This window comes from Mesorhizobium sp. WSM4813 (assembly GCF_055811555.1).
Genome location: NZ_JBVVQU010000004.1, coordinates 146,027 through 170,321 on the forward strand (window position 1 = coordinate 146,027; position 24,295 = coordinate 170,321).

At 61.8% G+C, this 24,295-nt stretch carries 38 protein-coding genes; 3 read left to right on the forward strand and 35 right to left on the reverse strand.

Annotated elements, in window-relative coordinates; translation table 11 throughout:
* The first annotated feature begins 72 nt into the window (after window positions 1–72).
* On the forward strand, window positions 73–267 hold the full coding sequence (locus AC0L25_RS03595; protein ID WP_473594238.1) for a DUF2735 domain-containing protein: 195 nt from the start codon (window positions 73–75) through the stop codon (window positions 265–267).
* Between the two features lie 87 nt (window positions 268–354).
* Here AC0L25_RS03595 and AC0L25_RS03600 read toward each other — a convergent pair whose 3' ends face one another.
* From AC0L25_RS03600 to AC0L25_RS03630, 7 genes are all read right to left on the reverse strand, one after another.
* Window positions 355–2,244, reverse strand: coding sequence for an MFS transporter (locus AC0L25_RS03600; RefSeq protein ID WP_473594239.1), 1,890 nt, complete (start codon window positions 2,242–2,244; stop codon window positions 355–357).
* Between the two features lie 280 nt (window positions 2,245–2,524).
* A complete protein-coding gene (locus AC0L25_RS03605; RefSeq protein ID WP_473594240.1) occupies window positions 2,525–3,316 on the reverse strand; it encodes an ATP12 family chaperone protein in 792 nt (263 codons plus the stop codon).
* A gap of 11 nt (window positions 3,317–3,327) precedes the next feature.
* Window positions 3,328–4,203 (reverse strand): DMT family transporter, encoded by an 876-nt coding sequence (locus AC0L25_RS03610; protein WP_473594258.1) that lies wholly within the window; start codon window positions 4,201–4,203, stop codon window positions 3,328–3,330.
* A 50-nt stretch (window positions 4,204–4,253) separates the two neighbouring features.
* Window positions 4,254–5,234, reverse strand: coding sequence for an RluA family pseudouridine synthase (locus tag AC0L25_RS03615; protein WP_292515827.1), 981 nt, complete (start codon window positions 5,232–5,234; stop codon window positions 4,254–4,256).
* Window positions 5,235–5,366: 132 nt separating this feature from the next.
* Window positions 5,367–5,744 (reverse strand): fluoride efflux transporter CrcB, encoded by a 378-nt coding sequence (gene crcB, locus AC0L25_RS03620; protein WP_029352249.1) that lies wholly within the window; start codon window positions 5,742–5,744, stop codon window positions 5,367–5,369.
* 68 nt (window positions 5,745–5,812) lie between these two features.
* Window positions 5,813–7,123, reverse strand: coding sequence for a replication-associated recombination protein A (locus tag AC0L25_RS03625; protein WP_473594241.1), 1,311 nt, complete (start codon window positions 7,121–7,123; stop codon window positions 5,813–5,815).
* A 51-nt stretch (window positions 7,124–7,174) separates the two neighbouring features.
* Entirely contained in the window at window positions 7,175–8,662 is a 1,488-nt protein-coding gene (locus AC0L25_RS03630; RefSeq protein ID WP_473594242.1) for a DegQ family serine endoprotease, read from the reverse strand.
* Window positions 8,663–8,795: 133 nt separating this feature from the next.
* On the opposite strand from AC0L25_RS03630, the gene AC0L25_RS03635 reads away from it, so the two are divergent.
* Together AC0L25_RS03635 and AC0L25_RS03640 are read left to right on the forward strand one after the other, a co-directional pair.
* The gene (locus tag AC0L25_RS03635; protein ID WP_473594243.1) at window positions 8,796–9,074 is read left to right on the forward strand and encodes a hypothetical protein; all 279 of its coding nucleotides are present in this window, start codon (window positions 8,796–8,798) and stop codon (window positions 9,072–9,074) included.
* Window positions 9,075–9,422 carry a hypothetical protein gene (locus AC0L25_RS03640; protein WP_473594244.1) on the forward strand — a complete coding sequence of 116 codons (348 nt, stop codon included), beginning with the start codon at window positions 9,075–9,077 and terminating at the stop codon, window positions 9,420–9,422.
* A gap of 66 nt (window positions 9,423–9,488) precedes the next feature.
* On the opposite strand, the gene rplQ is transcribed toward AC0L25_RS03640, so the two are convergent.
* From rplQ to AC0L25_RS03780, 28 genes are all read right to left on the reverse strand, one after another.
* A complete protein-coding gene (gene rplQ, locus AC0L25_RS03645) occupies window positions 9,489–9,920 on the reverse strand; it encodes a 50S ribosomal protein L17 (RefSeq protein ID WP_077377576.1) in 432 nt (143 codons plus the stop codon).
* Between the two features lie 136 nt (window positions 9,921–10,056).
* Complete coding sequence (locus tag AC0L25_RS03650; protein WP_023799278.1) at window positions 10,057–11,067, reverse strand: DNA-directed RNA polymerase subunit alpha; 1,011 nt, start codon at window positions 11,065–11,067, stop codon at window positions 10,057–10,059.
* 100 nt (window positions 11,068–11,167) lie between these two features.
* A complete protein-coding gene (rpsK, locus tag AC0L25_RS03655) occupies window positions 11,168–11,557 on the reverse strand; it encodes a 30S ribosomal protein S11 (protein ID WP_023799279.1) in 390 nt (129 codons plus the stop codon).
* Between the two features lie 139 nt (window positions 11,558–11,696).
* Window positions 11,697–12,065: a 30S ribosomal protein S13 gene (gene rpsM / locus AC0L25_RS03660; RefSeq protein ID WP_029352234.1), complete on the reverse strand. Its 369-nt coding sequence runs from the start codon at window positions 12,063–12,065 to the stop codon at window positions 11,697–11,699.
* Window positions 12,066–12,256: 191 nt separating this feature from the next.
* Complete coding sequence (locus tag AC0L25_RS03665) at window positions 12,257–12,877, reverse strand: adenylate kinase (protein WP_473594245.1); 621 nt, start codon at window positions 12,875–12,877, stop codon at window positions 12,257–12,259.
* Window positions 12,874–14,214: a preprotein translocase subunit SecY gene (gene secY, locus AC0L25_RS03670; protein WP_065008707.1), complete on the reverse strand. Its 1,341-nt coding sequence runs from the start codon at window positions 14,212–14,214 to the stop codon at window positions 12,874–12,876. The genes AC0L25_RS03665 and secY overlap by 4 nt, the downstream gene beginning before the upstream one ends.
* A gap of 191 nt (window positions 14,215–14,405) precedes the next feature.
* A complete protein-coding gene (gene rplO, locus AC0L25_RS03675) occupies window positions 14,406–14,879 on the reverse strand; it encodes a 50S ribosomal protein L15 (RefSeq protein WP_029352230.1) in 474 nt (157 codons plus the stop codon).
* A 22-nt stretch (window positions 14,880–14,901) separates the two neighbouring features.
* Window positions 14,902–15,099 (reverse strand): 50S ribosomal protein L30, encoded by a 198-nt coding sequence (gene rpmD / locus AC0L25_RS03680; protein WP_006205449.1) that lies wholly within the window; start codon window positions 15,097–15,099, stop codon window positions 14,902–14,904.
* A 25-nt stretch (window positions 15,100–15,124) separates the two neighbouring features.
* Window positions 15,125–15,688, reverse strand: a complete 564-nt coding sequence (gene rpsE / locus AC0L25_RS03685) for a 30S ribosomal protein S5 (RefSeq protein ID WP_006333394.1) — start codon at window positions 15,686–15,688, stop codon at window positions 15,125–15,127.
* An 80-nt stretch (window positions 15,689–15,768) separates the two neighbouring features.
* Window positions 15,769–16,128, reverse strand: coding sequence for a 50S ribosomal protein L18 (rplR, locus tag AC0L25_RS03690; protein ID WP_473594246.1), 360 nt, complete (start codon window positions 16,126–16,128; stop codon window positions 15,769–15,771).
* Window positions 16,129–16,213: 85 nt separating this feature from the next.
* Window positions 16,214–16,747: a 50S ribosomal protein L6 gene (gene rplF / locus AC0L25_RS03695; RefSeq protein ID WP_023799285.1), complete on the reverse strand. Its 534-nt coding sequence runs from the start codon at window positions 16,745–16,747 to the stop codon at window positions 16,214–16,216.
* Between the two features lie 92 nt (window positions 16,748–16,839).
* Window positions 16,840–17,238: a 30S ribosomal protein S8 gene (gene rpsH, locus AC0L25_RS03700; protein WP_006205453.1), complete on the reverse strand. Its 399-nt coding sequence runs from the start codon at window positions 17,236–17,238 to the stop codon at window positions 16,840–16,842.
* A 12-nt stretch (window positions 17,239–17,250) separates the two neighbouring features.
* Window positions 17,251–17,556, reverse strand: coding sequence for a 30S ribosomal protein S14 (gene rpsN / locus AC0L25_RS03705; protein ID WP_029352223.1), 306 nt, complete (start codon window positions 17,554–17,556; stop codon window positions 17,251–17,253).
* A gap of 27 nt (window positions 17,557–17,583) precedes the next feature.
* Window positions 17,584–18,162 carry a 50S ribosomal protein L5 gene (gene rplE, locus AC0L25_RS03710; protein ID WP_023799287.1) on the reverse strand — a complete coding sequence of 193 codons (579 nt, stop codon included), beginning with the start codon at window positions 18,160–18,162 and terminating at the stop codon, window positions 17,584–17,586.
* On the reverse strand, window positions 18,155–18,469 hold the full coding sequence (gene rplX / locus AC0L25_RS03715) for a 50S ribosomal protein L24 (protein WP_013531428.1): 315 nt from the start codon (window positions 18,467–18,469) through the stop codon (window positions 18,155–18,157). The genes rplE and rplX overlap by 8 nt, the downstream gene beginning before the upstream one ends.
* A gap of 12 nt (window positions 18,470–18,481) precedes the next feature.
* Window positions 18,482–18,850, reverse strand: coding sequence for a 50S ribosomal protein L14 (gene rplN, locus AC0L25_RS03720; RefSeq protein ID WP_006205457.1), 369 nt, complete (start codon window positions 18,848–18,850; stop codon window positions 18,482–18,484).
* Window positions 18,851–18,921: 71 nt separating this feature from the next.
* On the reverse strand, window positions 18,922–19,161 hold the full coding sequence (gene rpsQ / locus AC0L25_RS03725) for a 30S ribosomal protein S17 (protein ID WP_023799288.1): 240 nt from the start codon (window positions 19,159–19,161) through the stop codon (window positions 18,922–18,924).
* Between the two features lie 11 nt (window positions 19,162–19,172).
* The gene (gene rpmC / locus AC0L25_RS03730) at window positions 19,173–19,373 is read right to left on the reverse strand and encodes a 50S ribosomal protein L29 (RefSeq protein ID WP_023799289.1); all 201 of its coding nucleotides are present in this window, start codon (window positions 19,371–19,373) and stop codon (window positions 19,173–19,175) included.
* Between the two features lie 13 nt (window positions 19,374–19,386).
* The gene (gene rplP, locus AC0L25_RS03735; protein ID WP_023799290.1) at window positions 19,387–19,800 is read right to left on the reverse strand and encodes a 50S ribosomal protein L16; all 414 of its coding nucleotides are present in this window, start codon (window positions 19,798–19,800) and stop codon (window positions 19,387–19,389) included.
* Window positions 19,801–19,827: 27 nt separating this feature from the next.
* Entirely contained in the window at window positions 19,828–20,553 is a 726-nt protein-coding gene (rpsC, locus tag AC0L25_RS03740; RefSeq protein WP_352956217.1) for a 30S ribosomal protein S3, read from the reverse strand.
* Complete coding sequence (gene rplV, locus AC0L25_RS03745) at window positions 20,553–20,942, reverse strand: 50S ribosomal protein L22 (RefSeq protein ID WP_006205462.1); 390 nt, start codon at window positions 20,940–20,942, stop codon at window positions 20,553–20,555. Before rplV ends, rpsC begins: the two co-directional genes overlap by 1 nt.
* A gap of 2 nt (window positions 20,943–20,944) precedes the next feature.
* Complete coding sequence (gene rpsS / locus AC0L25_RS03750; protein WP_006205463.1) at window positions 20,945–21,223, reverse strand: 30S ribosomal protein S19; 279 nt, start codon at window positions 21,221–21,223, stop codon at window positions 20,945–20,947.
* A gap of 16 nt (window positions 21,224–21,239) precedes the next feature.
* Entirely contained in the window at window positions 21,240–22,073 is an 834-nt protein-coding gene (rplB, locus tag AC0L25_RS03755; protein WP_095488566.1) for a 50S ribosomal protein L2, read from the reverse strand.
* Window positions 22,074–22,096: 23 nt separating this feature from the next.
* Window positions 22,097–22,390 carry a 50S ribosomal protein L23 gene (locus AC0L25_RS03760; protein WP_010909275.1) on the reverse strand — a complete coding sequence of 98 codons (294 nt, stop codon included), beginning with the start codon at window positions 22,388–22,390 and terminating at the stop codon, window positions 22,097–22,099.
* Complete coding sequence (gene rplD / locus AC0L25_RS03765) at window positions 22,387–23,007, reverse strand: 50S ribosomal protein L4 (RefSeq protein ID WP_027154042.1); 621 nt, start codon at window positions 23,005–23,007, stop codon at window positions 22,387–22,389. The genes AC0L25_RS03760 and rplD overlap by 4 nt, the downstream gene beginning before the upstream one ends.
* Window positions 23,007–23,753, reverse strand: coding sequence for a 50S ribosomal protein L3 (rplC, locus tag AC0L25_RS03770; protein WP_473594247.1), 747 nt, complete (start codon window positions 23,751–23,753; stop codon window positions 23,007–23,009). Before rplC ends, rplD begins: the two co-directional genes overlap by 1 nt.
* Window positions 23,754–23,847: 94 nt before the next feature.
* Window positions 23,848–24,156, reverse strand: coding sequence for a 30S ribosomal protein S10 (rpsJ, locus tag AC0L25_RS03775; protein WP_006205468.1), 309 nt, complete (start codon window positions 24,154–24,156; stop codon window positions 23,848–23,850).
* Window positions 24,157–24,219: 63 nt separating this feature from the next.
* Window positions 24,220–24,295 (reverse strand): EF-Tu C-terminal domain-related protein (locus tag AC0L25_RS03780; protein WP_454589835.1); only part of this gene is annotated, 76 nt, incomplete at its 5' end.

Consider the following 24,295-nt stretch of genomic DNA (forward strand, 5'->3'; position numbering starts at 1 on the left):
TAACTGGATTGCAGAACCTATCTTCGGCAAAGCTTGAATCGGCAAGGCTCTGCAAAAGAAAGGAGACCGACAATGGAAATCACTCCTACCCGTCAGTCGGCCAAAATCCTGATGTTCCCGGTGGCAGCGCGCGCTTCTGCCTTAAATTTAAGCGGAAAGGCTAAGTTCGCGGCAGAACTTGCTTCATTGCGCATCCGTACGGACTTCGGAAGCGGCTGGTATCACGACGCGGCCATCGAGGAAGCGAAACAGGACAGCAAGAGCTAAGCCCTTCCTTCGCATCGCTTTTGACGAATTATAAAGCCCGGCGCGATAACTCGCGCCGGGCTTTGCGTTTTTGCCATCAAGCCAGGATCAGGTCTTGGCGTGCAAGTTCGTTCCCAGCGTATCCCTGACGAAGATCATACCGATGATCAGCGACATCGCCGCGATCACCACCGGATACCAGAGGCCGTAATAGATATCGCCCTTGTAGGCGCTGAGCGCGAACACCGTTGCTGGCAGCAGGCCCCCGAACCAGCCATTGCCGATGTGATAGGGCAACGACATGCCGGTATAGCGGATGCGTGTCGGGAACATCTCGACCAGGATCGCGGCGATCGGCCCGTAGACCATGGTCACGTAAAGGACCAGGATGAACAGGATGCCGATGACCTTTGCCCAGCTGACCTGTTCAGGGTCGGCAAACATCGCAAAGGCGCCTGCTCCCGGGACACTGTAGACGGTGATCTCGGGCGCTCCCGCCGCGGCCTCATCGGCCGTCAGCAGCTTGTCCTTGATCGCCTGGTCGGCGGCAACCGTCGTCTTGTCCCCGGCGCGGATTGCGGCGGCGTCGAGCTTCAGTTCCGGATTGGCCGCGACGAAGGCGTCAAGCTTCTGGTCGGCGACCTTGGCCGCAGCTCGCTTGAGCGGATAGCCGCCGTCCTGCAGCGCAATGTTGATTGCCTTCTTGAAGGCGGCGTCGCTTGAAGCTGCCTTGTCTGCGGCTGCCACGGCATCATAGGACGCCACCGTTTCGGTGCCGATCTTGACACTGGCCGCAGTCCCCGGTGCCGCTGTCGTGACAACGTCATAGGGCACGGAGCTCTTGGCAAGGAAGTCCGTCGCAATGTCGCACGACGTGAGAGGCTTGCGTGTTCCAGTCGGATTGAACTGGAACTTGCAGTCGCCAGGCGCCGCGGTAATCGTGGCACGGGTGTTTTGCTGCGCAGTGGCGAGCGCCGGATTGGCTGCCCAGGTCAGCGCTTTGAACAGCGGGAAGGTGGTGACGATCGCCAGCGCCAGGCCCGCCATGATGATCGGCTTGCGGCCAATCTTGTCGGAGAGCCAGCCGAACACGACGAAGAAGATCGTGCCGAGCGCCAGCGCGATGGCGATCATGATGTTGACCGACTGGCCGTCGACCTTGAGCACGTTCTGCAGGAAGAACAGCGCGTAGAATTGGCCGTTGTACCAGACCACGGCCTGCCCGGCAGTAAGGCCGAGAAGCGCCAGAATGGCGATCTTGGCATTTTTCCATTGGCCGAACGCTTCCGTCAGCGGCGCCTTGGAACCCTTACCTTCGTCCTTCATCCGCTGGAATGTCGGCGATTCGGCAAGCGACAGGCGAATCCAGACCGAAATGCCCAGCAGGATCGCTGAAACCAGGAACGGAATGCGCCAGCCCCACTCCGCGAAGTCCTCCTTGCTCAGCAAATTCTGCACGGTCAGGATGACGATCAGCGACAGGAACAGGCCGAGCGTGGCTGTCGTCTGGATCCACGACGTGTAGAAGCCACGACGGTCGTCGGGTGCATGTTCGGCGACGTAGGTCGCGGCACCGCCATACTCGCCACCGAGCGCCAGGCCTTGCAGCATGCGCAGCGCAACCAGGATGATCGGCGCCGCGATGCCCCAACTGGCCGCGCCAGGAAGTATGCCGACCAGGAAGGTCGACAGACCCATGATCAAGATGGTGACAAGAAAGGTGTATTTACGGCCGACGAGATCGCCGATGCGGCCGAACACCAGCGCGCCGAACGGGCGCACAAGGAAGCCTGCGGCGAAAGCCAGCAGCGTGAAGATGTTGCGCGTTGTTTCGGGATACTGCGTGAAGAACGCAGCGCCGATCGCCGCCGCCAAAGTGCCGTAGAGATAAAAATCATACCATTCGAAAACGGTGCCGAGCGAGGAGGCGAAGATGACCTTCTTTTCCTCTCGCGTCATTCCGCGGCTTGCCCTGCCGGCGGTCGCTGCCATTGCCATGAATTCGTCCTCCCGTGATATCTCGCTGTTCTTGATGCTGCGCGGTGTCATGCCTAGACACGAACTCGGGCAGCGATCGCCGCAAGAAATGACAGAAAGCGCCGCCCGGAGGCAGCCCGCCTTTGGGATTATGACTTTGGTCCAATGCATCGGCTCGAACATCGGAATTCGATCTTCGGAAAAGCACGACGCATAATTTCAAAGTGTTAGAGCGTACTTTGTGCGTCTGGACGCACGTCGCTCCAATGTGCAACACGAAACGACGGGCCGGCGATTGCGGTCAGCCCTCGAGCGCCCCGATTAGACCGACCGCCGCCATGAAATCGCGCTTGCGGGCCGAGCGGCGAGCGACAGCCTCCGCGTCATGGCCCCAGTGCTCGGCCTGCCAGTCCTCGTCGACATGGCCGGCAGTCCAGGCGGCGTCGCCGTCGATCTCGCCGAAATCGACGGCCAGCGCCAGCAGCGCCGATCCCGTCAACGACGTCATGACGTGGATGGCCGCCAGCCGCAGCGGGTCGGCACGCTGGGCAAGATGAACACCGAGCACCGCAATGCTCTCGCGCGGCTGCTCGACATGGATCACTCCTTCGGCGAGGTGAAACCGGGCGCCAAGCGCGCTCCGCGCCCAGTCGATGACGGGATCCCAATGTTCGTTCTGACGGTCGACCAGCCCTTGCGGGGTCTCGGCGCGATAGCAGAGCAGGTCGGACGAGGCGAAGCGCAGAACGTCCTCCAGTACCGCTTGCGGGTCGCTGGCGACCCCGTCGATGGCCGTATTGACCAGACGCATGACCGGCATCGTCACCGGGTCGATGGTGTCACCTTGCGCAGCAAACTCGTCGGCGACCAGAGCGGCCGCTTTTTCTGTCGGCAGCACCAGCAGCGCCTTGCCCGGCGTGCGGACCGGCTTGCCATCGAGATGAACGGCAAAATCAGCTTCGGCCGATGCGACCGAAACGGCTTTGTAGAAGCGTTTTGGCAGATGCGTCTTCATCTGGATTTGGGCACGGCGCACCGGATCCGGATCGGAAAGCTGCTTTCCCGCTTCGAGGTCGTTGAGAATATCGCGCATGCCGGAGCCTTTCATCCGGGGATCTGTTTTCGGGCCGGCCGGTTCACGATGATCAGTCCGGCTGCGATGAGGCCGAGTGCCAGGAAAATACGAACAGTCAGCGGCTCGTTCAAGAAGATGGCGCCGCACAGCACGCCGAACACCGGCGACAGGAAGGTGAAACTCGACAGGCCCGATGCCGGATAGCGCCGCAGCAGCCAGAACCAGAGCACATAGGTGAAGGCGACGATGTAGACCGCCTGAAAAAGCAGAGCCAAGGTCGGCAAAGCGGCGAAGTCGCGGACGGGCGGCCCGGCGAAAGGCAGCACCAAGGCGCCGACCACGGCAGCGCCGGCCAGTTGATAGAGCAGCAATTTCTCGGCGCTCGTTTCCGCCAATTTCGTCCGCTTGATGACGATGTAGGTCAATGCCCACAGAATGCCGGCGCCAAGACTGAGCAGGTCACCGGTCAATGTCGCACCATTATCGGCGCTCAACTGGTCGGAAAACACCGCGACCAATCCGGCGAATGCGAGCAGAAGTCCGACGAGCCGGCGCGCGGTGATGCGTTCGTTCAGCAGGAAATGCCCGCCGACCAGCACCCAGAACGGCATGGTGTTGACCAGCAAGGTGTTGCGTGCAACGGTCGTCTGTTCGAGCCCGACATAGAGAAACAGGAACTCGAGACCAAAAAGCGCGCCTGCCAGAATGCCGGCGACAAGCGTTCCGTCGCGGCTGAAAAGCACAATGCCGCGCCAGCGGCACCAGACGAGGACGCACAGTCCACCAATGACCGACCGTGCGATCGACAGGAAAACGGGATCGTAGCCGGCATAGGAGATTTTGGCAGCGACGTAGTTCAGCCCCCAGGAAAAGGTCAGCCCGACCATGATGGCGGCGGCCGCCATGTCGACCCTGTCGCGGCGGTCAAGCGTATCGGTGGCGATACCCACTGGACCTAGTCCTCCGCGCTCGCATCGTCGAAGCCGATCAGGTTCCAGCTCTGGCGCATATGCGGCGGCATCGGTGCGGTGACGTCGATAAAACCCTTGTCGGGATGCGGGATGACGATGCGGCGTGCGTGCAGATGCAAGCGGTTCTGCATGCCGCCGGGAAAATCCCAATTGGTGTCGGCCTCGAAATATTTGGGATCGCCGATGATCGGGCAGCCGATGTGAGCGGCATGGACGCGAAGCTGGTGGGTGCGGCCGGTGTAAGGCTCCATCTCCAGCCAGGACAGGGTCTGCGCCGCCTGCTCGATAATCCGGTAATAAGACACCGCGTGGTCGGCGCCCTTTTCGCCATGCTTTGCAACGCGCACACGGTCGCCGTCGGGAGTCGGCTCCTTGATCAGCCAGGTCGAGATCTTGTCCTCGCGCTTTGGCGGCACGCCTTTGACCAGCGCCCAGTAGGTCTTCTTGGTCTCACGCGCCCGGAACGCCTCGGCAAGCTTCATGGCAGCGAGCCTGGTGCGGGCGACGACGAGCACGCCTGACGTGTCGCGGTCGAGCCGGTGCACCAGACGCGGTTTCTCGCCCTTCTGGTTGCGCCAGGCTTCCAGCATGTCGTCGACATTGCGGGTGACGCCCGAGCCACCCTGGACGGCAAGGCCGGCAGGCTTGTTGAAGACGAAGACTTTCGGATCTTCATGGATCAGCATCTTGGCAAGAACGTCGGCGTCGCCCTGGTTGCGGATCGAGTGGCCGGTGAGCGGGCTTTCACCCTTCTTGTCCACTTCGAGCGGCGGGATGCGAACCGTCTGGCCCGGCTCGACGCGGGTATCGGCCTTCACCCTGCCGCCATCGACACGGATCTGGCCGGAGCGCAGCAGCTTTTGCAGATGGCCGAAGCCAAGACCCGGAAAATGGGTCTTGAACCAGCGATCGAGCCGCATGCCCGCCTCGCCGGCCTCTACCGTGATCTGTTCAACGCCTGCCATTATCTCGTTTTACCCGTTTCTAGCGCATGACCTAAAAATCGATTTTCGGAAAGGGTCATGCGCAAAATCAAAATGCTACAGCGTCCTTTGCGCGTCCTAAGGGGCGCGGCGATGTAAGCGGGGCCAATAGCATTAAGGCAGGCTTCTTGCGAGCCAAAGACCCAGAAACAGCGCAATTATCGCCCCAATGAGGCTGGCAAGGGCATATCCGAACGCCGGCAGCGTCGCGCCACGCTCCCACAGCGTCGCGAAATCGAGCGAAAAGGCGGAGAAGGTGGTGAAGCCGCCGAGGATGCCGGTGGCAACGAACAGCCGAAGCTCGTTCGATCCGCCGTAGCGCCGCGCCAGGGTCGTGATGAACAGACCCATGGCAAAGGAGCCGACAATGTTGATCGCCATCGTGCCCCAGGGAAAACTCGGGCCGACAAGACGCAGCGCGACGAAATTGGCAACGTGGCGTAGCCCCGCACCAATAGCGCCGCCCGCGGCAACGAGGAGGAGATTAATCATCGCCGTCTACTGCCCTTACAGGTTGGCTCGGTCAATCCCTGCGCCCTGAGCGGAAAATTGCGGCGAGCCTACTTTTCCCGCCCGCCGCGCAGCTTCGCCCAATAGTCGAGCCGTTTCCTGATATCACGCTCGAAACCGCGCTCGGGCGGATCATAGAATGTGCGGCGGCCCATCTTTTCCGGAAAATAATCCTGTCCGGAAAAAGCGTCCGGCTCGTCGTGGTCGTAACGGTAGCCGGCGCCGTAATCTTCTTCTTTCATCAGTTTGGTCGGCGCGTTGAGGATGTGTTTGGGCGGCAGCAGTGAGCCGAACTCCTTCGCCGCCTGAGTGGCGGCCTTGAAGGCGGTGTAGACGGCGTTGGATTTGGGCGCGCTGGCGAGATAGACGGTGGCCTCGGCGAAGGCGAGCTCGCCCTCTGGCGAGCCCAGATAGTCATAGGCATCCTTGGCGGCATTGGCGATGACCAGCGCCTGCGGGTCGGCCAGCCCGATATCCTCCATCGCCATGCGCACCAGCCGGCGGCCGAGATAGAGCGGATCCTCGCCGGCGTCGAACATGCGGGCGAGATAATAGAGCGCGGCGTCGGGGTCGGAACCGCGCACCGATTTGTGCAGCGCCGAGATTAGATTGTAGTGGCCGTCCTGGCCTTTGTCGTAGATCGGCGCCCGGCGCTGAACGATGCGCTGCAGGCCCTCGGCGCCGAACACCTCGCCTGACTTGGCGGCGCGCCAGACCTCTTCGGCCAGCGTTAGCGCCGCGCGGCCATCGCCATCGCTCATGCGGATGAGCATCGCCCTCGCCTCGTCGTCGAGTGGCAGCGCCCTGCCCTCGGTCTCCTCGGCACGCGCCAGTAGTCTTGCGATGCTGTCCTCACCGAGCGAATGGAAGACCAGCACGCGCGCGCGGGACAGAAGCGCCGCGTTCAGCTCGAAGGACGGGTTCTCGGTGGTGGCGCCAACCAGCACGACGGTGCCGTCTTCCATGACAGGCAGAAAACTGTCCTGCTGGGCGCGGTTGAAGCGATGGATCTCGTCGACGAAGAGCAGCGTCTGACGGCCGTTGGAGCGGCGCAGCTTCGCCGCCTCGAACACTTTCTTCAGGTCGGCGACACCGGAAAACACCGCCGATATCTGTTGGAAGGCAAGGCTGGTTTCGCCGGCAAGCAGCCGCGCGACCGTGGTCTTGCCCGTCCCGGGCGGCCCCCAGAAGATCATCGAGCCGAGCGAGCCGGAGCCGATCAGCCGCGTCAGTGCGCCGTCGGGCCCAGTCAGATGCTCCTGGCCAACGACCTCGCCGAGGTTCTTCGGGCGCTGCCGGTCGGCCAGCGGCCTGCCGGGCGGCGCCTTTTCCGGTTCATCGACGCTGAACAGATCGGCCATGCACTTCGTTTCGTTGGAGCGCGATCTCGTCCGTAGGATCGACGCTCGGGCTCAGTAACGCAACACCTGGCGCAGTATCTGCCCGCCGCGCTCGACGGTAAAGCGCCACCAGCGCGTCTCCTGCATGGCCGCCTGTTCCAGGGTCGCGGCGGTATCGATGGTCAAGCCATTGACCTCGCGAACGATATCGCCCGGCTGGAAGCCGAAACCGGCTGCGGGCGTACCGCGATTGATGTCGATCACGGTAACACCCTTGACATCGGTGCGCATGCCGAGCCGCTGGGCGAGCCGCGGCGACAGTTCCGCAACCTTCGCACCGGAGAACGGGCTGCGACCGCGCAGTGTCACTTCCGCGAGTTTTGCACCTTCCGGCGCACGCTCCAGCGCGATGTCCATCGTCGCTTGCTGGCCTTTGCTGAGGACGGCGAAGCTGGCGTTGGTGCCGATCGACAGCGTCGCCATCCGGTAATCCAGCGCCTCGATACTCTCGACCGGCGTGCCGTTGAGCGACAGCACGACATCGCCGGGCTTGAGCCCCGCCGTGGCCGCCGGCCCTGCTTCTTCGACGGACGAAACCAGCGCCCCGGTCGGGGTTTCCAGGCCGAGCGATTCGGCGATCTGCGGCGTCACGCGCTCGAATTCGGCACCGATATAGGGCCGCTCGAAGAAGTCGCGGCCGGCCTTGGCCGCATCGGCAAACGCGCGAACCATATTGGAGGGAATAGCAAAGCCGATGCCGATCGAGCCGCCGCTGCGGCTGTAGATCGCAGTGTTGATGCCGACCAGTTGGCCACCCATGTTGATCAGCGCACCGCCGGAATTGCCGGGGTTGATCGCAGCGTCGGTCTGGATGAAGAAACTGGAATCGGAAACGCCGATGTGGCTGCGGGCAAGCGCCGAAACGATGCCGCTGGTGGTGGTCTGGCCGACACCGAACGGGTTGCCGATGGCCAACAACAGGTCGCCAACCTCAAGCGCGTCGGAATCGCCGATGGCGACGACCGGAAATGGCTTGTCGGAGGAGATCTTGAGCACAGCGAGGTCAAGCGTCTCGTCCTTGAGCAGCACCTTGCTGTCGAATTCACGCCCGTCCGCGGTGGCGACCTTGACCTGATCGGCGTCCTGGATGACGTGGAAATTGGTGACCACTATGCCTGTCGGGTCGACCAGCACGCCGGAGCCGAGCGAAGACTGCGCACGCGGCTGCGAACGGCCGAAGAACTCTTCGAAGAAAGGATCGCCGTCGAAGGGCGACCTCAACTTGGCCGTTTGCGAAGCATAGACATTGACCACGGCCGGCGCCGTCTGCTTGACCAGCGGCGCGAAGGACAGTTGCACCTCCTCGCGGCCGAACGGCACGCGCTTGTCTGGACCGGAGGTGGCATTTTCGCCTTCGGCGCCGCGCAGCATGTCGGTCAGCACATCGGACAGACCGGGATCGGCCTTGGTGTCCTGAGCCAGCGCCTGCCTGGCCGCCGGCACGACTGGCAGCGCCATCAAGGCGCAGAGTAGAACAAGGGACATCCGTTTTACGCGCATTCCGAATCCTCCGGGTCGGGCGCCATTGTCCCGACGATTGTGCAAAATGAAAGGCTAAGGTGATGAAATCGAATTATTTGGGTAGCAAAGCAGCTATAGGTCAGCTTGAAACCGGAAAGCCTTGTCGGCCCTCATGAAAAAACAACTCGTTTCATTCCGTGACTTTTTGAAGACCGGCACTTTGGGGCCTGTGTCCCCCGGTATGAAAATGATCGAAATTGCCAAAGAGCTTGGTGCGCCGGACGGCTGGCTGACCGAGTATGCGGAGACGGTGCCCGATTATTGGTTTTATGGGACGCTTGAGGTCTCGTTTGACAAAGACCCGCCATACGAACTGGATTGGTTTCAGATCGAACATGTGCATGCCATTCGCGGCAAGACCGAACGCATAACGGACCAATTTGCTCTTTAAATGGATGGGTTCAGCAGCAGAACAAAGCCATCGGAATTCCTGGCTGCGGGCCTGTGGACACCAGAAGAAGCTATGGTCTTCTACACCGCATCGAGGGACGACATCGACCTGAACATCTGCGTGGGGCCCATCCAGATTTATTTCCGCGTTGTTACTGACTTCATCGAAGATCGGGACGCCGAAAAATATCTAAGCGGCGTGACTGTGTCCCAATTGATAAGCGATATCGATCACCGAACGGAAATCGATAGTATTTATTCCTATTCGCATCCCGCAATCGAGCAGATTACAAACGCGATTGATTGGAGGCCGATAGGCGGAAGAGACTACCTTAACTTTGCTCGGTAAGAGGTAGCTATCCTACGAAAAAGGGGCCGCTCGGGCCCCCTTAAACTCTTTCAGCAAAACCGAAGCTTATGCGGCTGCGGCTTCCTCTTCGGCGCCTTCGGCCTCGATGCGGGCACGGTCGCCGGCTCCCTTGGCCGAGGTGTCGCGATCGACGAACTCGATGACCGCCATGGCGGCATTGTCGCCGTGACGGAAGCCCGCCTTCATGATGCGCAGATAGCCCCCGTTGCGGGTGGCGTAGCGCGGCGCGATTGTGTCGAACAGGCGCTTGACCACGCCTTCATTGCCGATCTGGGCAATCACCTGGCGGCGGGCATGCAGATCGCCGCGCTTGCCGAGCGTCACCAGCTTCTCGACGATCGGACGCAGATCCTTCGCCTTCGGCAATGTGGTGAGGATCTGCTCATGCTCGATGAGCGACACGGCAAGATTGGCAAACATCGACTTGCGGTGGCTTATGCTGCGGGCGAACCGGCGGCCTTTAAATCCGTGGCGCATGGCTCTTCTCCTGGTGTTGTGGGCGGTTGGCCCGGCTGTTTCGTTTTGTGAATAGTCAATAGTGAATGGTGAATGGAAGGGCTCTACCTCTCCGAAGTCGCCGACCGGCGACCATTCACCATTCTCAATTCACCGGTCAGTATTGATCTTCGTAACGCTTGGCGAGGTCTTCGATGTTTTCCGGCGGCCAATCCGGCACTTCCATGCCGAGGTGCAGGCCCATCGCCGCCAGGACTTCCTTGATCTCGTTCAGCGACTTGCGGCCGAAGTTCGGGGTGCGCAGCATCTCGGCTTCGGTCTTCTGGATCAGGTCGCCGATATAGACGATGTTGTCGTTCTTCAGGCAGTTGGCCGAACGCACCGAAAGCTCGAGCTCGTCGACCTTCTTGAGCAGCGCCGGGTTGAAGGCAAGCTCGGTCACCTGCTCGGCGGCGACTTCCTTCTGCGGCTCGTCGAAATTGACGAACAGGCCAAGCTGGTCCTGCAGGATGCGGGCGGCGAAAGCCACCGCGTCCTCGCCCGAGATCGAACCATCGGTGTCGATCGTCATGGTCAGCTTGTCATAGTCGAGAACCTGGCCCTCGCGGGTGTTCTCGACCTTGTAGGAGACCTTCTTGACCGGCGAGTAGAGACTGTCGACCGGGATAAGACCGATCGGCGCGTCTTCAGCACGATTGCGGTCGGCCGGAACATAGCCCTTGCCGGTATCGACGGTGAATTCCATGCGGATTTCAGCGCCTTCGTCCAGCGTGCAGATGACGTGGTCGGGATTGAGGATCTCGACGTCGCCGACCGTCTGGATGTCGCCGGCGAGAACTGCGCCCGGTCCCTGCTTGCGCACGACCATGCGCTTGGGGCCGTCGCCTTCCATGCGGATGGCGATTTCCTTGATGTTCAAGACGATGTCGGTCACGTCCTCGCGCACGCCGGCGATGGACGAGAATTCATGCAGAACGCCGTCGATCTGCACGGCGGTCACAGCCGCGCCACGCAGCGAAGACAGAAGCACGCGACGCAGCGCGTTGCCGAGGGTGAGACCAAAGCCGCGCTCGAGCGGCTCGGCGACCAGCGTGGTCAGCGTCTTCTTCTTCGACGAAAACTCGATCTTGTTCGGCTTGATCAGTTCCTGCCAATTTTTCTGGATCATGATGCTTTCCTTCCGTTGACCCGCCACCATCCAATCGTGGCGGGCGACCTGGAATGCCGTGGAGGAACGCTACTGGCGTTCGCGCGGCGTTCGGTATTCTTTAGACGCGGCGCTTCTTGCGCGGGCGGCAGCCATTGTGCGGGATCGGCGTCACATCACGGATCGAGGTGATGGTGAAGCCGGCTGCCTGCAATGCGCGCAGCGCCGATTCACGACCGGAGCCGGGTCCGCAGACCTCGACCTCGAGCATGCGCATACCATGTTCCTGTGCCTTCTTGGCAACGTCCTCGGCCGCCATCTGGGCAGCGAACGGGGTCGACTTGCGAGACCCCTTGAAGCCCTGAGCTCCCGCCGACGACCAGGCAATCGAATTGCCCTGCGCGTCGGTGATGGTGATCATCGTGTTGTTGAAGGTCGAGTTGACGTGGGCAACGCCTGACGAGATATTCTTGCGTTCGCGACGGCGAACACGTGTGGCTTCCTTGGCCATGATGGTCCTTTCAGTTGATCTCTACACCGCCGTAATGCCAGCGGCTCCACCAGGGAGAAGGCAGTAGCGGAATACGGCAGTAGGGCAGTATGTCTGCCGATCCTATTGCCTTACTGCCCTACTCCCGTACTGCCCTAAATTACTTCTTCTTGCCGGCGATCGACTTGGCCGGGCCCTTGCGGGTGCGCGCATTGGTATGCGTGCGCTGGCCGCGAACCGGCAGCGAGCGGCGATGACGCAGGCCGCGATAGCAGCCGAGGTCCATGAGCCGCTTGATGTTCATCGACACTTCGCGGCGCAGATCGCCCTCGACCTGATAGTCGCGGTCGATCGTCTCGCGGATCTGCAGCACTTCCGCGTCGGTCAGCTGGTTGACGCGGCGCTCGGCCGGGATGCCGACCTTGTCGACGATCTCCTGGGCGAAGTTCTTGCCAATGCCGTGAATGTACTGAAGCGCAATGACGACGCGCTTGTTGGTCGGAATGTTGACGCCGGCTATACGAGCCATGTTCTTCTCTTCTCCATGTGGGCCGGACAAGCCGGCGCTATCAAAGTTGCCCCGCGTCCGGTGGAGGCCGGCCCATGCGGGAGTTTCCAGTTCAAAGCGGCTGCCTTGCCCTTGCGGGCAAGCAAGCCTCATGCCTGATAGGAAGACGGGCCGCCATACCCCAGCGAACCGCTCCAGTCAAGCGTAATCGTTTATTTTCCGTGCGCAGACCCTTGGGCCGCCCCTTGCGTCGCAGCCGTGAGCACCACTTCGATCTGTCGCGTCACCGCATCGATGTCGGCCATGCCGTCGACACCTCTGAGCTTGCCCTTGGCATAGTAGTAGCCGATCAGCGGCGACGTTTTCTTGTAGTACTCCTTCAGGCGCTCTTCGAACACCGCCGGGTTGTCGTCCTTGCGCACCGGCAGACCCGCGGCCTTGGCCTCTTCGACGCGCTTGCCGATTCGACCAACCAGCGCCTTGTCGTCGACGACAAGTTCAATGACGGCGTCGAGCGTGAGGCCGCGATCCGAGAGCATCGATTCAACCGCGTCCGCCTGCACCAAGGTTCGCGGGTATCCGTCAAGGATGAATCCCCCGGCGCAATCGGCCTGATCGATACGTTCGGCCACGATGGCGTTGACGATGGCGTCGGAAACCAGTTCGCCAGCATCCATGACAGCCTTGGCGCGCTTGCCGACTTCGGTGCCGGCCTGAACAGCGGCGCGCAGCATATCGCCCGTGGAGAGTTGGGGTATGCGGTATTTTTCTACCAGTCTTTGTGCTTGCGTCCCCTTGCCCGCCCCTGGCGGTCCAAGCAATATCAACCTCATCTGGCCTTTTTCCCCCCGCGCAGCTTCGACTTCTTGATCAGGCCCTCATACTGGTGCGCGATCAGGTGACCCTGAATCTGCGCCACCGTATCGAGCGTTACACTGACCACGATCAGAAGCGATGTGCCACCGAGGTAGAATGGTACGCCAGTCGCTGAAATCAGGAACTCGGGCAGCAGACACACCAGCACCAGATAGATGGCGCCGACGACGGTGATGCGGGTGAGAACATAGTCGATGTAATCGGCGGTGCGCTCGCCCGGACGGTAGCCCGGAATGAAACCCGAATGCTTCTTGAGCTGGTCGGCGGTGTCCTTCGGGTTGAAGACGATCGCCGTATAGAAGAAGGCGAAAAACACGATCATCGCCGCATAGAATGCCATATAGAGCGGCTGGCCATGGCCGAGTGCCGCCAGGACGGTGCTGGCCCAGGCTGGCATGTTGGTCGTCTGCGAGAAGCCGGCGACCGTCGCCGGCAGCAACAGCAGCGAAGAGGCGAAGATCGGCGGAATGACGCCGGCCGTGTTGAGCTTGAGCGGCAGGTGCGAGGTGTCGCCCTGGAACATGCGGTTGCCGACCTGGCGCTTCGGATACTGGATCAGCAAGCGCCGCTGGGCGCGCTCGAAGAACACGATCAGCGCGATGACGACGACGGCAAGAACGATGATCGCCAGGATCAGGCCGGTCGACAGCGCGCCGGTGCGGCCAAGTTCCAGCGTGCCGGAGATGGCTTGCGGCAGGCCGGCGACGATACCGGAAAAGATGATCAGCGAAATGCCGTTGCCGATGCCACGGGCGGTGATCTGCTCGCCGAGCCACATCAGGAACATGGTGCCGCCGACCAGCGTGATGACGGTCGAGATGCGGAAGAACATGCCGGGATCACTGACGATGCCGTTGCCGCCCTCCAGTCCGACCGCAATGCCGTACGCCTGGACCAGGGCCAAAAGCACGGTACCGTAGCGGGTATACTGGTTGATGACCTTGCGGCCCTGTTCGCCTTCCTTCTTCAGCGCCTCCAGAGTCGGGATGACGGAGGTCATCAGCTGCATGATGATGGAAGCGGAGATATAGGGCATGATGCCGAGGGCAAAGATCGCCATGCGCTCCACGGCGCCGCCGGCGAACATGTTGAACATGCCAAGCACGCCCTTGCTCTGCGACGAGAAGGCCTGGGCAAAAGCGTCGGGATTGATGCCGGGCAGCGGGATATAGGTGCCGAGGCGGTAGACGAGCAGCGCGCCGATGGTGAACCAGATGCGCTTCTTCAGATCCTCCGCCTTGGCGAAGGCCGAGAAATTCAGATTCGAGGCTAGTTGTTCAGCAGCCGAAGCCATGCCTGATTCTCCGCTTGGTCACGCTCGATGGCCCGCAACTCAGGCGGCGCGTGTCACCGAAGCTCACGAGATAAGCTCCGGACTGCAAACATGCAAGCGGCCGCGTTGACGCGGCCGCCATATTGATCGGATCAAAGCGCAATCGAAAGCGAAACGTGTCCCACTCTTGCCGATCGCGCTTCAAATCGCCGTTACTCGGCGGCTGCCTTTTCCGGCAGCTTCACCGAACCGCCGGCCTTTTCGATCTTCTCGATGGCCGCCTTGGAGGCGCCGGCCACATCGAAGGCGAGCTTCGACTTGATGTCGCCGTCCGAGAGGATGCGCACGCCGTCCTTGACGCGGCGGATGACGCCGGCCGCGACCAGCGCTTCGGCCGTCACTGTCGTCTTGGCGTCGAGCTTCTTGGCGTCGAGCGCGGCCTGGATGCGGGCGAGCGACACGACGGCAAAGCTCTTGGCGAAGATGTTGTTGAAGCCACGCTTCGGCAGGCGCCGATAGAGCGGCATCTGGCCGCCCTCGAAGCCGTTGACGGCGACGCCGGAGCGCGCCTTCTGACCCTTGACGCCGCGACCGGCGGTCTTGCCCGAGCCGGAACCGATGCCGCGGCCAAGACGCTTCTTGGAATGCGTCGCGCCGTCCTTGTCACGCAGATCGTTGAGTTTCATCTGAGTTCTCCTGCGCTCTGGTTCAGCCCTCGTCCACGACGCGGACGAGATGCTGGACGGCAGCGATCATGCCGCGCACAGAGGGGGTGTCCTCCAGCGTGCGCTGCTTGTGCATCTTGTTGAGGCCGAGGCCGACCAGCGTCGCGCGCTGCTCCTTCGGCCGGCGGATCGGCGAACCGATCTGCTCGACGGTGATGGTCTTGGTTGCTTTCTTGGCCATGGTCAAAATCCCTGGTCAGATCAGACTATTCTTCGGCCGCAACGGCGGTGCCGCGGCGGGCCTGAAGGGTCGAATACTTGATGCCGCGCGCAGCAGCCACATCCTTGGGATGCATCTGGCTCTTCAGCGCGTCGAAGGTGGCGCGAACCATGTTGTACGGGTTCGACGAACCCATCGACTTGGCGACCACGTCATGCATGCCGAGCGTCTCGAAGACGGCGCGCATCGGGCCGCCGGCGATGATGCCGGTACCCTGCTTGGCGGCGCGCAGCAGAACGCGTCCGGCACCCCAGCGTCCCTCGACGTCGTGGTGCAGCGTACGGCCCGAGCGCAGCGGCACGAAGATCATGTCGCGCTTGGCCGATTCGGTCGCCTTGCGGATCGCCTCAGGCACTTCGCGCGCCTTGCCATGACCGAAGCCGACGCGGCCCTTCTGGTCGCCGACGACGACGAGTGCTGCAAAGCCGAAGCGCCGGCCGCCCTTGACGACCTTGGCAACGCGGTTGATGTGGACGAGCTTGTCCACCATGCCGTCGTCGCGCTCTTCGCGATCACGGCCGCGGCCGCCATCCCTACGTTCCTGTGCCATATCCTGTTCCTTGTTTTTTTCCGGAAGCACGGTTGATAATGATATCCGGTTGCCTCTGTGGGGTTGCCGGGGGCGAAATTTTAGAAGCTCAAGCCACCTTCACGGGCGGCCTCGGCCAGCGCCTTGACGCGGCCGTGATAGATGTACGGTCCACGATCGAAGACGACTTCCTTGACGCCGGCCTTCGAAGCGCGCTCGGCAATCAGCTTGCCGATTGCCACAGCGGCGGCAGTGTCGGCACCGGTCTTGAGCGAACCCTTGAGGTCCTTCTCCAGCGTCGAGGCGGCAGCGATGGTGTGGCCGTTGGCGTCGTCGATGACCTGGACGTAGATATTCTTCGACGTGCGGTGGACCGACAGACGCGGACGCTCGCCGGCGACCTTCTTGATCTGGCGGCGGACGCGCTGAGCGCGGCGTTGTGTGGATTCTTTCGAGCCCATGATATTAGTTCCTTGCCTTCAAAAAACGGGGGCAACCCTATGCGGTAGGACAAGCCTCCCGCGACCGCTCCCCGCGGCGTTGAAATTACTTCTTCTTGCCTTCCTTGCGGACGATCTTCTCGCCAGCGTAGCGGACGCCCTTGCCCTTGTAAGGCTCGGGACCGCGATATTCGCGGATCTCGGCAGCAACCTGGCCGACCTTCTGCTTGTCGATGCCGGTCACGGTGATTTCCGTCGGCTTCGGCACGGTGATCGTGATGTCCTGCGGCGTTTCGTAGACGACATCATGGCTGAAGCCGAGCGCCAGCTGCAAGTTCTTGCCCTGCATGGCGGCGCGATAGCCGACGCCGGTGATCTCGAGCTTCTTTTCGAAACCGTCCTTGACGCCCTGCAGGATGTTGACGATCTGCGTGCGCGACATGCCCCATTTGGAGCGGGCGGTCTTGGTCTGGTCGCGCGGCTGGACAGCGATCTCGCTGCCTTCCATCTTGACCAGCACTTCGTCGTTCACCACGAACTTCAGCTCACCCTTGGGGCCCTTCGCCGTGACGGTCTGGCCGTCGACGGTCGCGGTCACGCCCTGCGGCAGCGAAACGGGTTTCTTTCCAATACGAGACATTTTGTTGTCCTCGTCACTTCTCTTGTTTCAGGTCTCTGTTTTCGAATATGTGTCCGAAAACCGGATTCCGCTTTCCGGGATCGCGCTCCAGATCAGAAGATCTGGCAGAGGATTTCCCCGCCGACATTCTGTTCACGCGCTTCGTGGTCGGCCATCACGCCCTTCGGTGTCGAAAGGATCGCGATGCCGAGGCCGTTGGCGACGTGCGGGATCGACTTCGCCGAAACGTAAACGCGACGGCCCGGCTTCGAGACGCGGGCGATTTCGCGCACGACCGGCGCACCGTCGAAATACTTCAGCTCGATCTCGATTTCGGACTTGCCGTTGTCGAAGTCGGTCTGGCTGTAGTCGCGGATATAGCCTTCCGCCTTCAGCACGTCGAGGACGCGGGTACGCAGGCGCGAGGCCGGCGTCGAAACGCTCGACTTCTTGCGGCCGTAAGCGTTGCGGATGCGGGTCAGCATATCGCCGAGAGGATCGCTCAATGACATGTTATGTCCTCCTTACCAGCTCGACTTGACCAGGCCCGGGATCTGGCCGTTGTTGCCGAGATCACGAAGCGCGATGCGCGATACTTTGAGCTTGCGATAGTAGGCACGCGGACGTCCGGTGACCTCGCAGCGGTTGCGGATGCGGATCTTGGCCGAGTTGCGCGGCAGTGCCGCAAGCTTCAGCTGAGCGCGGAAGCGCTCTTCCATCGGCTTGGACTGATCCATGATGATCGCCTTGAGGGCCTTACGCTTGGCAGCGTACTGGTCCACAAGCTTGCGGCGCCTGTTGTTCTTCTCGACTGAGCTGGTCTTTGCCATTTCAGATTTTTCCTTTTCTCGCTGCCGTTACTGGCGGAAGGGGAAGTTGAAGGCCTTGAGCAATGCCCTGGCTTCGTCGTCCGTCTTCGCAGTCGTACAAACGATGACGTCCATGCCCCAGATCTGATCAACCTTGTCGTAGTTGATCTCCGGGAACACGATGTGTTCCTTGATGCCCATGGCATAGTTGCCACGGCCATCGAAGCTCTTCGGATTGAGCCCGCGGAAGTCGCGGACGCGCGGCAGCGCGATGTTCACGAGACGGTCGAGGAACTCATACATGCGTTCCTTGCGCAGCGTGACCTTGGCGCCGATCGGCATCTTTTCGCGGACCTTGAAGCCGGCGATCGAGTTGCGGGCGTGCGTGACGACGGCCTTCTGGCCGGCGATCAGCGCAAGATCTTCCGCCGCGATCGAAGGCTTCTTCGAATCACCGGTCGCTTCGCCGACGCCCATGTTCAGCACGATCTTGTCGATGCGCGGAACCTGCATCTCGTTCTCGTAGCCGAACTGCTCCTGCAGCGCCTTGCGAATGGTCTCGTTGTAGACCTGCTTGAGGCGCGGCGTGTTCTGGGCAGTCGCCTGCTTGGTTTGAGCCTTAGCCATTGATGACTTCTCCCGAGCGCTTGGCGACGCGCACCTTCTTGCCGTCCTTCTGGAAGATGAAACCGACGCGGGTCGGCTTGCCATCCTTGGGGTCGGCGAGCGCGATGTTCGACAGCTGGATCGGCGCTTCCTTGGTGATGATCCCGCCCTCTTGGGACTGGGACTGCTTCTGGTGACGACGGATCATGTTGACGCCGCGCACCAGCGCGGTGTCTTCCTTCGGCTGTACCGAGAGGACTTCGCCCGAACGGCCCTTGTCCTTGCCGGCCAGCACGACGACCTTGTCGCCTTTTCTAATCTTCTGCATTGGTCCGGCTCCTTACAGCACTTCAGGCGCGAGCGAGATGATCTTCATGTGGTTCTTGGCGCGGAGTTCGCGCGGAACCGGTCCGAAGATACGCGTGCCGATCGGCTCTTTCTTGTTGTCGACGAGAACGGCTGCGTTCTTGTCGAAACGGATCACGCTGCCGTCCGGGCGGCGGATGTCCTTGGCCGTGCGAACCACGACCGCCTTCATCACATCGCCCTTCTTGACGCGGCCGCGCGGGATGGCTTCCTTGATCGACACCACGATGATGTCGCCCACAGAAGCGTATTTCCGCTTCGAGCCGCCCAGCACCTTGATGCACATGACACGACGGGCGCCGGAATTATCCGCGACGTCGAGGTTTGTTTGCATCTGAATCATGACTGGCCGCCTTCTTCTCTTCTAACGGGACGGGCTCAAAGCCCCTCCCCGGTCTGTCCAAAATTCGTTGTTTACGCCTGGTCCGAAGACACGACGGTCCAGCGCTTGTCCTTGGAAATCGGCTTCGATTCCTGGATGAACACCTGATCGCCGACCTTGTGGGCGTTGTTCTCGTCGTGCGCCTTGTACTTCTTGGTCATGCGCACGGTCTTCTTCATCACGGGATGCGTGAAGCGCCGTTCGACCTTGACGACAACCGTCTTCTCGTTTTTGTCGCTGACGACGGTGCCCTGCAGAATGCGCTTTGGCATGGTTTTCGTCCTTAAGCCTTCTTAGCCGCGGACTTTTCCGCAGCGATGGTCTTGATACGCGCAATGTCCTTGCGGACCTGCCTCACGCGCGCGGTCTTCTCGAGCTGGCCGGTGGCCTTCTGGAAGCGCAGGTTGAACTGCTCCTTCTTCAGGCTGGCCAGTTCGTCGGTCAGCTGGTCCTGGGTCTTGGTCCGAATGTCTTCGGCTTTCATGATCAGCCCGTCCTTATTCTGCGATGCGCTGTACGAAGCGCGTCCTGACCGAGAGCTTGGCCGCGCCAAGACGCAGCGCCTCACGGGCGGTTTCCTCATTGACGCCGTCGATCTCGAACATGATGCGGCCGGGCTTGACGCGCGCCGCCCAGTAATCGACCGCGCCCTTGCCCTTGCCCATGCGGACTTCGGTCGGCTTCGACGTCACCGGCACGTCCGGGAAGATACGGATCCAGACGCGGCCGGCGCGCTTCATCTCGCGGGTGATCGCGCGGCGGGCCGCCTCGATCTCGCGCGCGGTGACGCGGTTCGGCTCAAGCGCCTTCAGCCCGAAACCGCCGAAATCCAGATTGGTGCCGCCCTTGGCGGCACCATGGATACGACCCTTGAACTGCTTGCGGAACTTTGTGCGCTTTGGCTGCAGCATCGTTCTAACTCCAAATTCTCAACTGTCTCAGGCGTTTTCGCGACGGCGACCGCGTTCGCGCTCACCACCACCGCCATGCGCATGATCGCCCTCGGTGGCGCGGCGCTCCGAAGCCATCGGGTCGTGCTCGAGGATTTCGCCCTTGAACACCCAGACCTTGACGCCGCAGATGCCGTAGGCGGTGTGTGCTTCGGCCGTGCCGTAGTCGACGTCGGCGCGCAGCGTATGCAGCGGCACGCGACCTTCGCGGTACCATTCCATGCGCGCGATCTCGGCGCCGCCAAGACGGCCGGCGCAGTTGATGCGAATGCCTTCGGCACCGAGGCGCATCGCAGACTGCACGGCGCGCTTCATGGCGCGGCGGAACGCGATGCGGCGCTCAAGCTGCTGAGCGATCGACTGGGCGACCAGCGTCGCGTCGATCTCGGGCTTACGCACTTCGACGATATTCAAATGCGTCTCGGACTTCGTCATCTCCATCAGCTTCTTGCGAAGCTTCTCGATGTCGGCGCCCTTCTTGCCGATGATCAGGCCCGGACGCGCCGCATGGATGGTGACGCGGCATTTCTTGTGCGGACGCTCGATCACGACCTTCGAAATCGCAGCCTGCTTGAGTTCCTTCGCAAGATACTTGCGGATCTTGATGTCCTCATGCAGCAGCTGGCCGTACTCGCCGGTATTCGCGAACCAGCGCGAATCCCAGGTGCGGTTGATGCCGAGACGCAGACCGATCGGATTGATTTTCTGGCCCATTATGCGGCCTCCCCTTTTTCTTCGACTTCACGGACGACGATCGTGAGGTGCGAGAACGGCTTCTCGATACGGCTGGCGCGGCCACGGCCACGGGCATGGAACCGCTTCATGACAATCGACTTGCCGACATAGGCTTCCGCCACAATCAGCGCATCGACGTCAAGGTCGTGGTTGTTTTCCGCGTTGGCGATCGCCGATTCCAGCGTCTTCTTGACCGTGCCGGAAATCCGCTTGGCCGAGAATTCAAGATCGGAAAGCGCTGTCGCGACCTTCTTGCCGCGGATCAGCGCCGCAACCAGGTTCAGCTTCTGCGGGCTGATACGGATCGTGCGCAACACGGCGCGCGCTTCGTTATCAGCAAGCCTGCGCGGAGCTTTGGCCTTGCCCATGATTATTTCCTCTTCGCCTTCTTATCCGCGCCATGACCGTAATAGGTCCGGGTCGGAGCGAATTCACCGAACTTGTGGCCGACCATGTCCTCATTCACCGAAACGGGAACGTGCTTCTGGCCGTTGTAGACACCGAAGGTGAAGCCGACGAACTGCGGCAGGATGGTGGAGCGACGGCTCCACATCTTGATCACCTCATTGCGACCACCTTCACGAACCTTGTCCACCTTCTTGAGAAGGTAGCCGTCAATGAAGGGGCCTTTCCAAATCGAACGAGTCACTTGGCGTTACCTCTTCTTAGCTCTTGCGCTGATGGCGCGAGCGCAGGATGAACTTGTCGGTCGCCTTGTTGGACCGCGTCTTCTTGCCCTTGGTCGGCTTGCCCCAAGGCGAAACCGGATGGCGGCCACCCGAGGTGCGGCCTTCGCCGCCGCCATGCGGATGGTCGACCGGGTTCATGGTCACGCCGCGGTTGTGCGGGCGTTTTCCCCGCCACACCGTGCGGCCTGCCTTGCCGTCGTTGATGTTGCCGTGGTCGGGGTTGGACACGGCGCCGACAGTGGCCATGCACGAGCCGTGGACGACACGCTGTTCGCCGGAATTCAGGCGCAGGATCGCCATGCCCTGGTCACGGCCGACGAGCTGAGCATAACCGCCAGCCGAACGGGCAACCTGGGCGCCCTTGCCCGGCTTCAGCTCGATGTTGTGGACGATCGTGCCGACCGGCATCGAGGCCAGCGGCATCGCATTGCCCGGCTTCACGTCGACCGCTTCGCCGGCCACGATCTTGTCGCCGGCAGCAAGGCGCTGCGGAGCGATGATGTAGGACAGCTCGCCGTCGTCATACTTGATCAGCGCGATGAAGGCGCTGCGGTTCGGATCGTATTCGATACGCTCGACCGTGCCGACAACGTCGAACTTGCGGCGCTTGAAGTCGATGATGCGGTACGTACGCTTGTGACCGCCGCCGATGAAGCGGGCCGTGATGCGACCGTAATTGTTGCGGCCGCCCGACTTGGTCAGGCCTTCGGTCAGGCCCTTAACGGGCTTGCCCTTGTAGAGGCCCGAGCGATCGACGATGACCAGCTGGCGGGTGCTCGGCGTTATCGGGTTGAATTTTTTCAGTGCCATGTTTGTTGTCCTCGCGGTCTTGCTCAGAGACCCGTCGCGACGTCGATCGACTGGCCGTCGGCCAGCGTCACGATCGCCTTCTTGACGTCGCTCTGGCGGCCGATCGTGCCGCGGAAGCGCTTGATCTTGCCCTTGCGGACAAGCGTGTTCACGGCCATCACCTTGACGCCGAACAGCGCTTCGACGGCAGCCTTGATTTCCGGCTTCGACGCCTTCTTGGCGACGTTGAAGACGACCTGGTTCTGCTCGGAAGCCATGGTCGACTTTTCGGTGATCGCCGGCGAGACGATCACGTCGTAGTGACGAAGGTCGGTCATTTGAAGCGCTCCTCGAGAGCCTCGACGGCGGCCTTCGAAAGGACCAGCGTGCCGCGGCGCAGAATGTCGTAGACGTTGATGCCCTGGATGGGCAGCACGTCGATGTTCGGGATGTTCGTCGCCGCCAGCTTGAAGTTCTTGTCGAGCTCGGCGCCGCCGATCAGCAGGGCGTTGGAGAGGCCCAGCGTCGCGAAATTCGCGATCAGCGCCTTGGTCTTGGCCTCGGTCAGCATCAGCTCGTCGATGATGATGAGCGAGGCGCTCTTGGCCTTGGCAGACAGAGCATGCTTGAGGCCCAGCGCACGCACCTTCTTCGGCAGGTCGTGCTCGTGGCTGCGGACGACCGGCCCGTGGGCCTTGCCGCCGCCGCGGAACTGCGGAGCGCGTGCCGAATGGTGGCGGGCGCGGCCCGTACCCTTCTGCTTGTACATCTTGGCGCCGGTGCGGGCGATCTCGGCGCGACCCTTGGTCTTGTGCGTGCCCTGTTGCTTCTTGGCAAGCTGCCAGCGCACGACGCGCTGCAGGATGTCTTCGCGCGGATCAAGGCCGAAAATCTCCTCGGAGAGTTTCACCTTGCCGGCGTCCTTGCCGCCAAGCGTTGTGATCTTGAGGTCCATTATTCCGCTCCCTCTGTGGCCGGGGCATCTACTGTGGCCGGGGCATCGTTCTTGGCGCCATCATTGGTTGCAATGATGCGGATTGCGGCAGGCTTGGGCGCATTGGCCGGCAGCGCAACCTTGGCCGCGTCGCGAACCAGGATCCAGGCGCCCTTCGAACCGGGAACCGCGCCGCGGATCAGGATCAGACCCCGATCGGCGTCGGTCGAGACGACCTCGACGTTCTGCGTGGTGACGCGGGTGTCGCCCATGTGGCCGGCCATATGCTTGCCCTTGAACACCTTGCCCGGGTCCTGGCGCTGGCCGGTCGAGCCGTGCGTACGGTGCGAGACCGAGTTGCCGTGGGTCGCGCGGCCACCGCCCATGTGGTGCCGCTTGATGACGCCCTGGAAACCCTTGCCGATCGTGGTTCCCGTCACATCGACCTTCTGGCCGACGACGAAATGCTCGACAGTGATCTCGGCGCCGACATCGATCATGTTGTCGGCGGAGACACGGAATTCGGCAACCTTGGCCTTCGGCTCGACGGAAGCGGTCGCGAAATGGCCGCGCATCGCCTTCGACGTGTTCTTCACCTTGGCAAGGCCAACGCCGAGCTGGACGGCGGTATAGCCGTTCTTCTCCTGCGTGCGCTGCGCCACGACCTGGCAGTTCTCCATCTGGAGAACAGTGACGGGAACATGTTCCCCGGCATCGTTGTAGATGCGGGTCATTCCCACCTTCTTTGCAATCACACCTGAACGCATCGGTTCAATTCCTTTAGAGTTCCCTGTCGGGGCTGTCGCCCCTCCACGCCTCTTGTTCCTTCAGAGTTCCGGGTCGCCCCGCCCCTCTGGTTCCTTAGAGCTTGATCTCGACGTCGACACCGGCGGCAAGATCAAGCTTCATCAAAGCGTCGACCGTCTGCGGGGTCGGATCGACGATGTCGAGCAGACGCTTGTGCGTGCGCATCTCGAACTGCTCGCGGCTCTTCTTGTCGACGTGAGGCGACCGGTTGACCGTGAACTTTTCGATCCGCGTCGGCAGCGGAATGGGGCCGCGGACGTTGGCGCCGGTGCGCTTGGCCGTCGACACGATTTCCCGCGTCGAGGCGTCAAGCACCCGGTGATCAAACGCCTTCAGGCGGATGCGGATATTCTGTCCGTTCATGCGTCACTTCCTTGTTCTGGCGCGGCGCGGGCAGCGCCCGCGACAGATCGGTTTCAGTCCAAATTACTCTTTGATGGTGACGACGATGCCGGCACCGACGGTGCGGCCGCCTTCACGGATGGCGAAGCGCAGCTTCTCT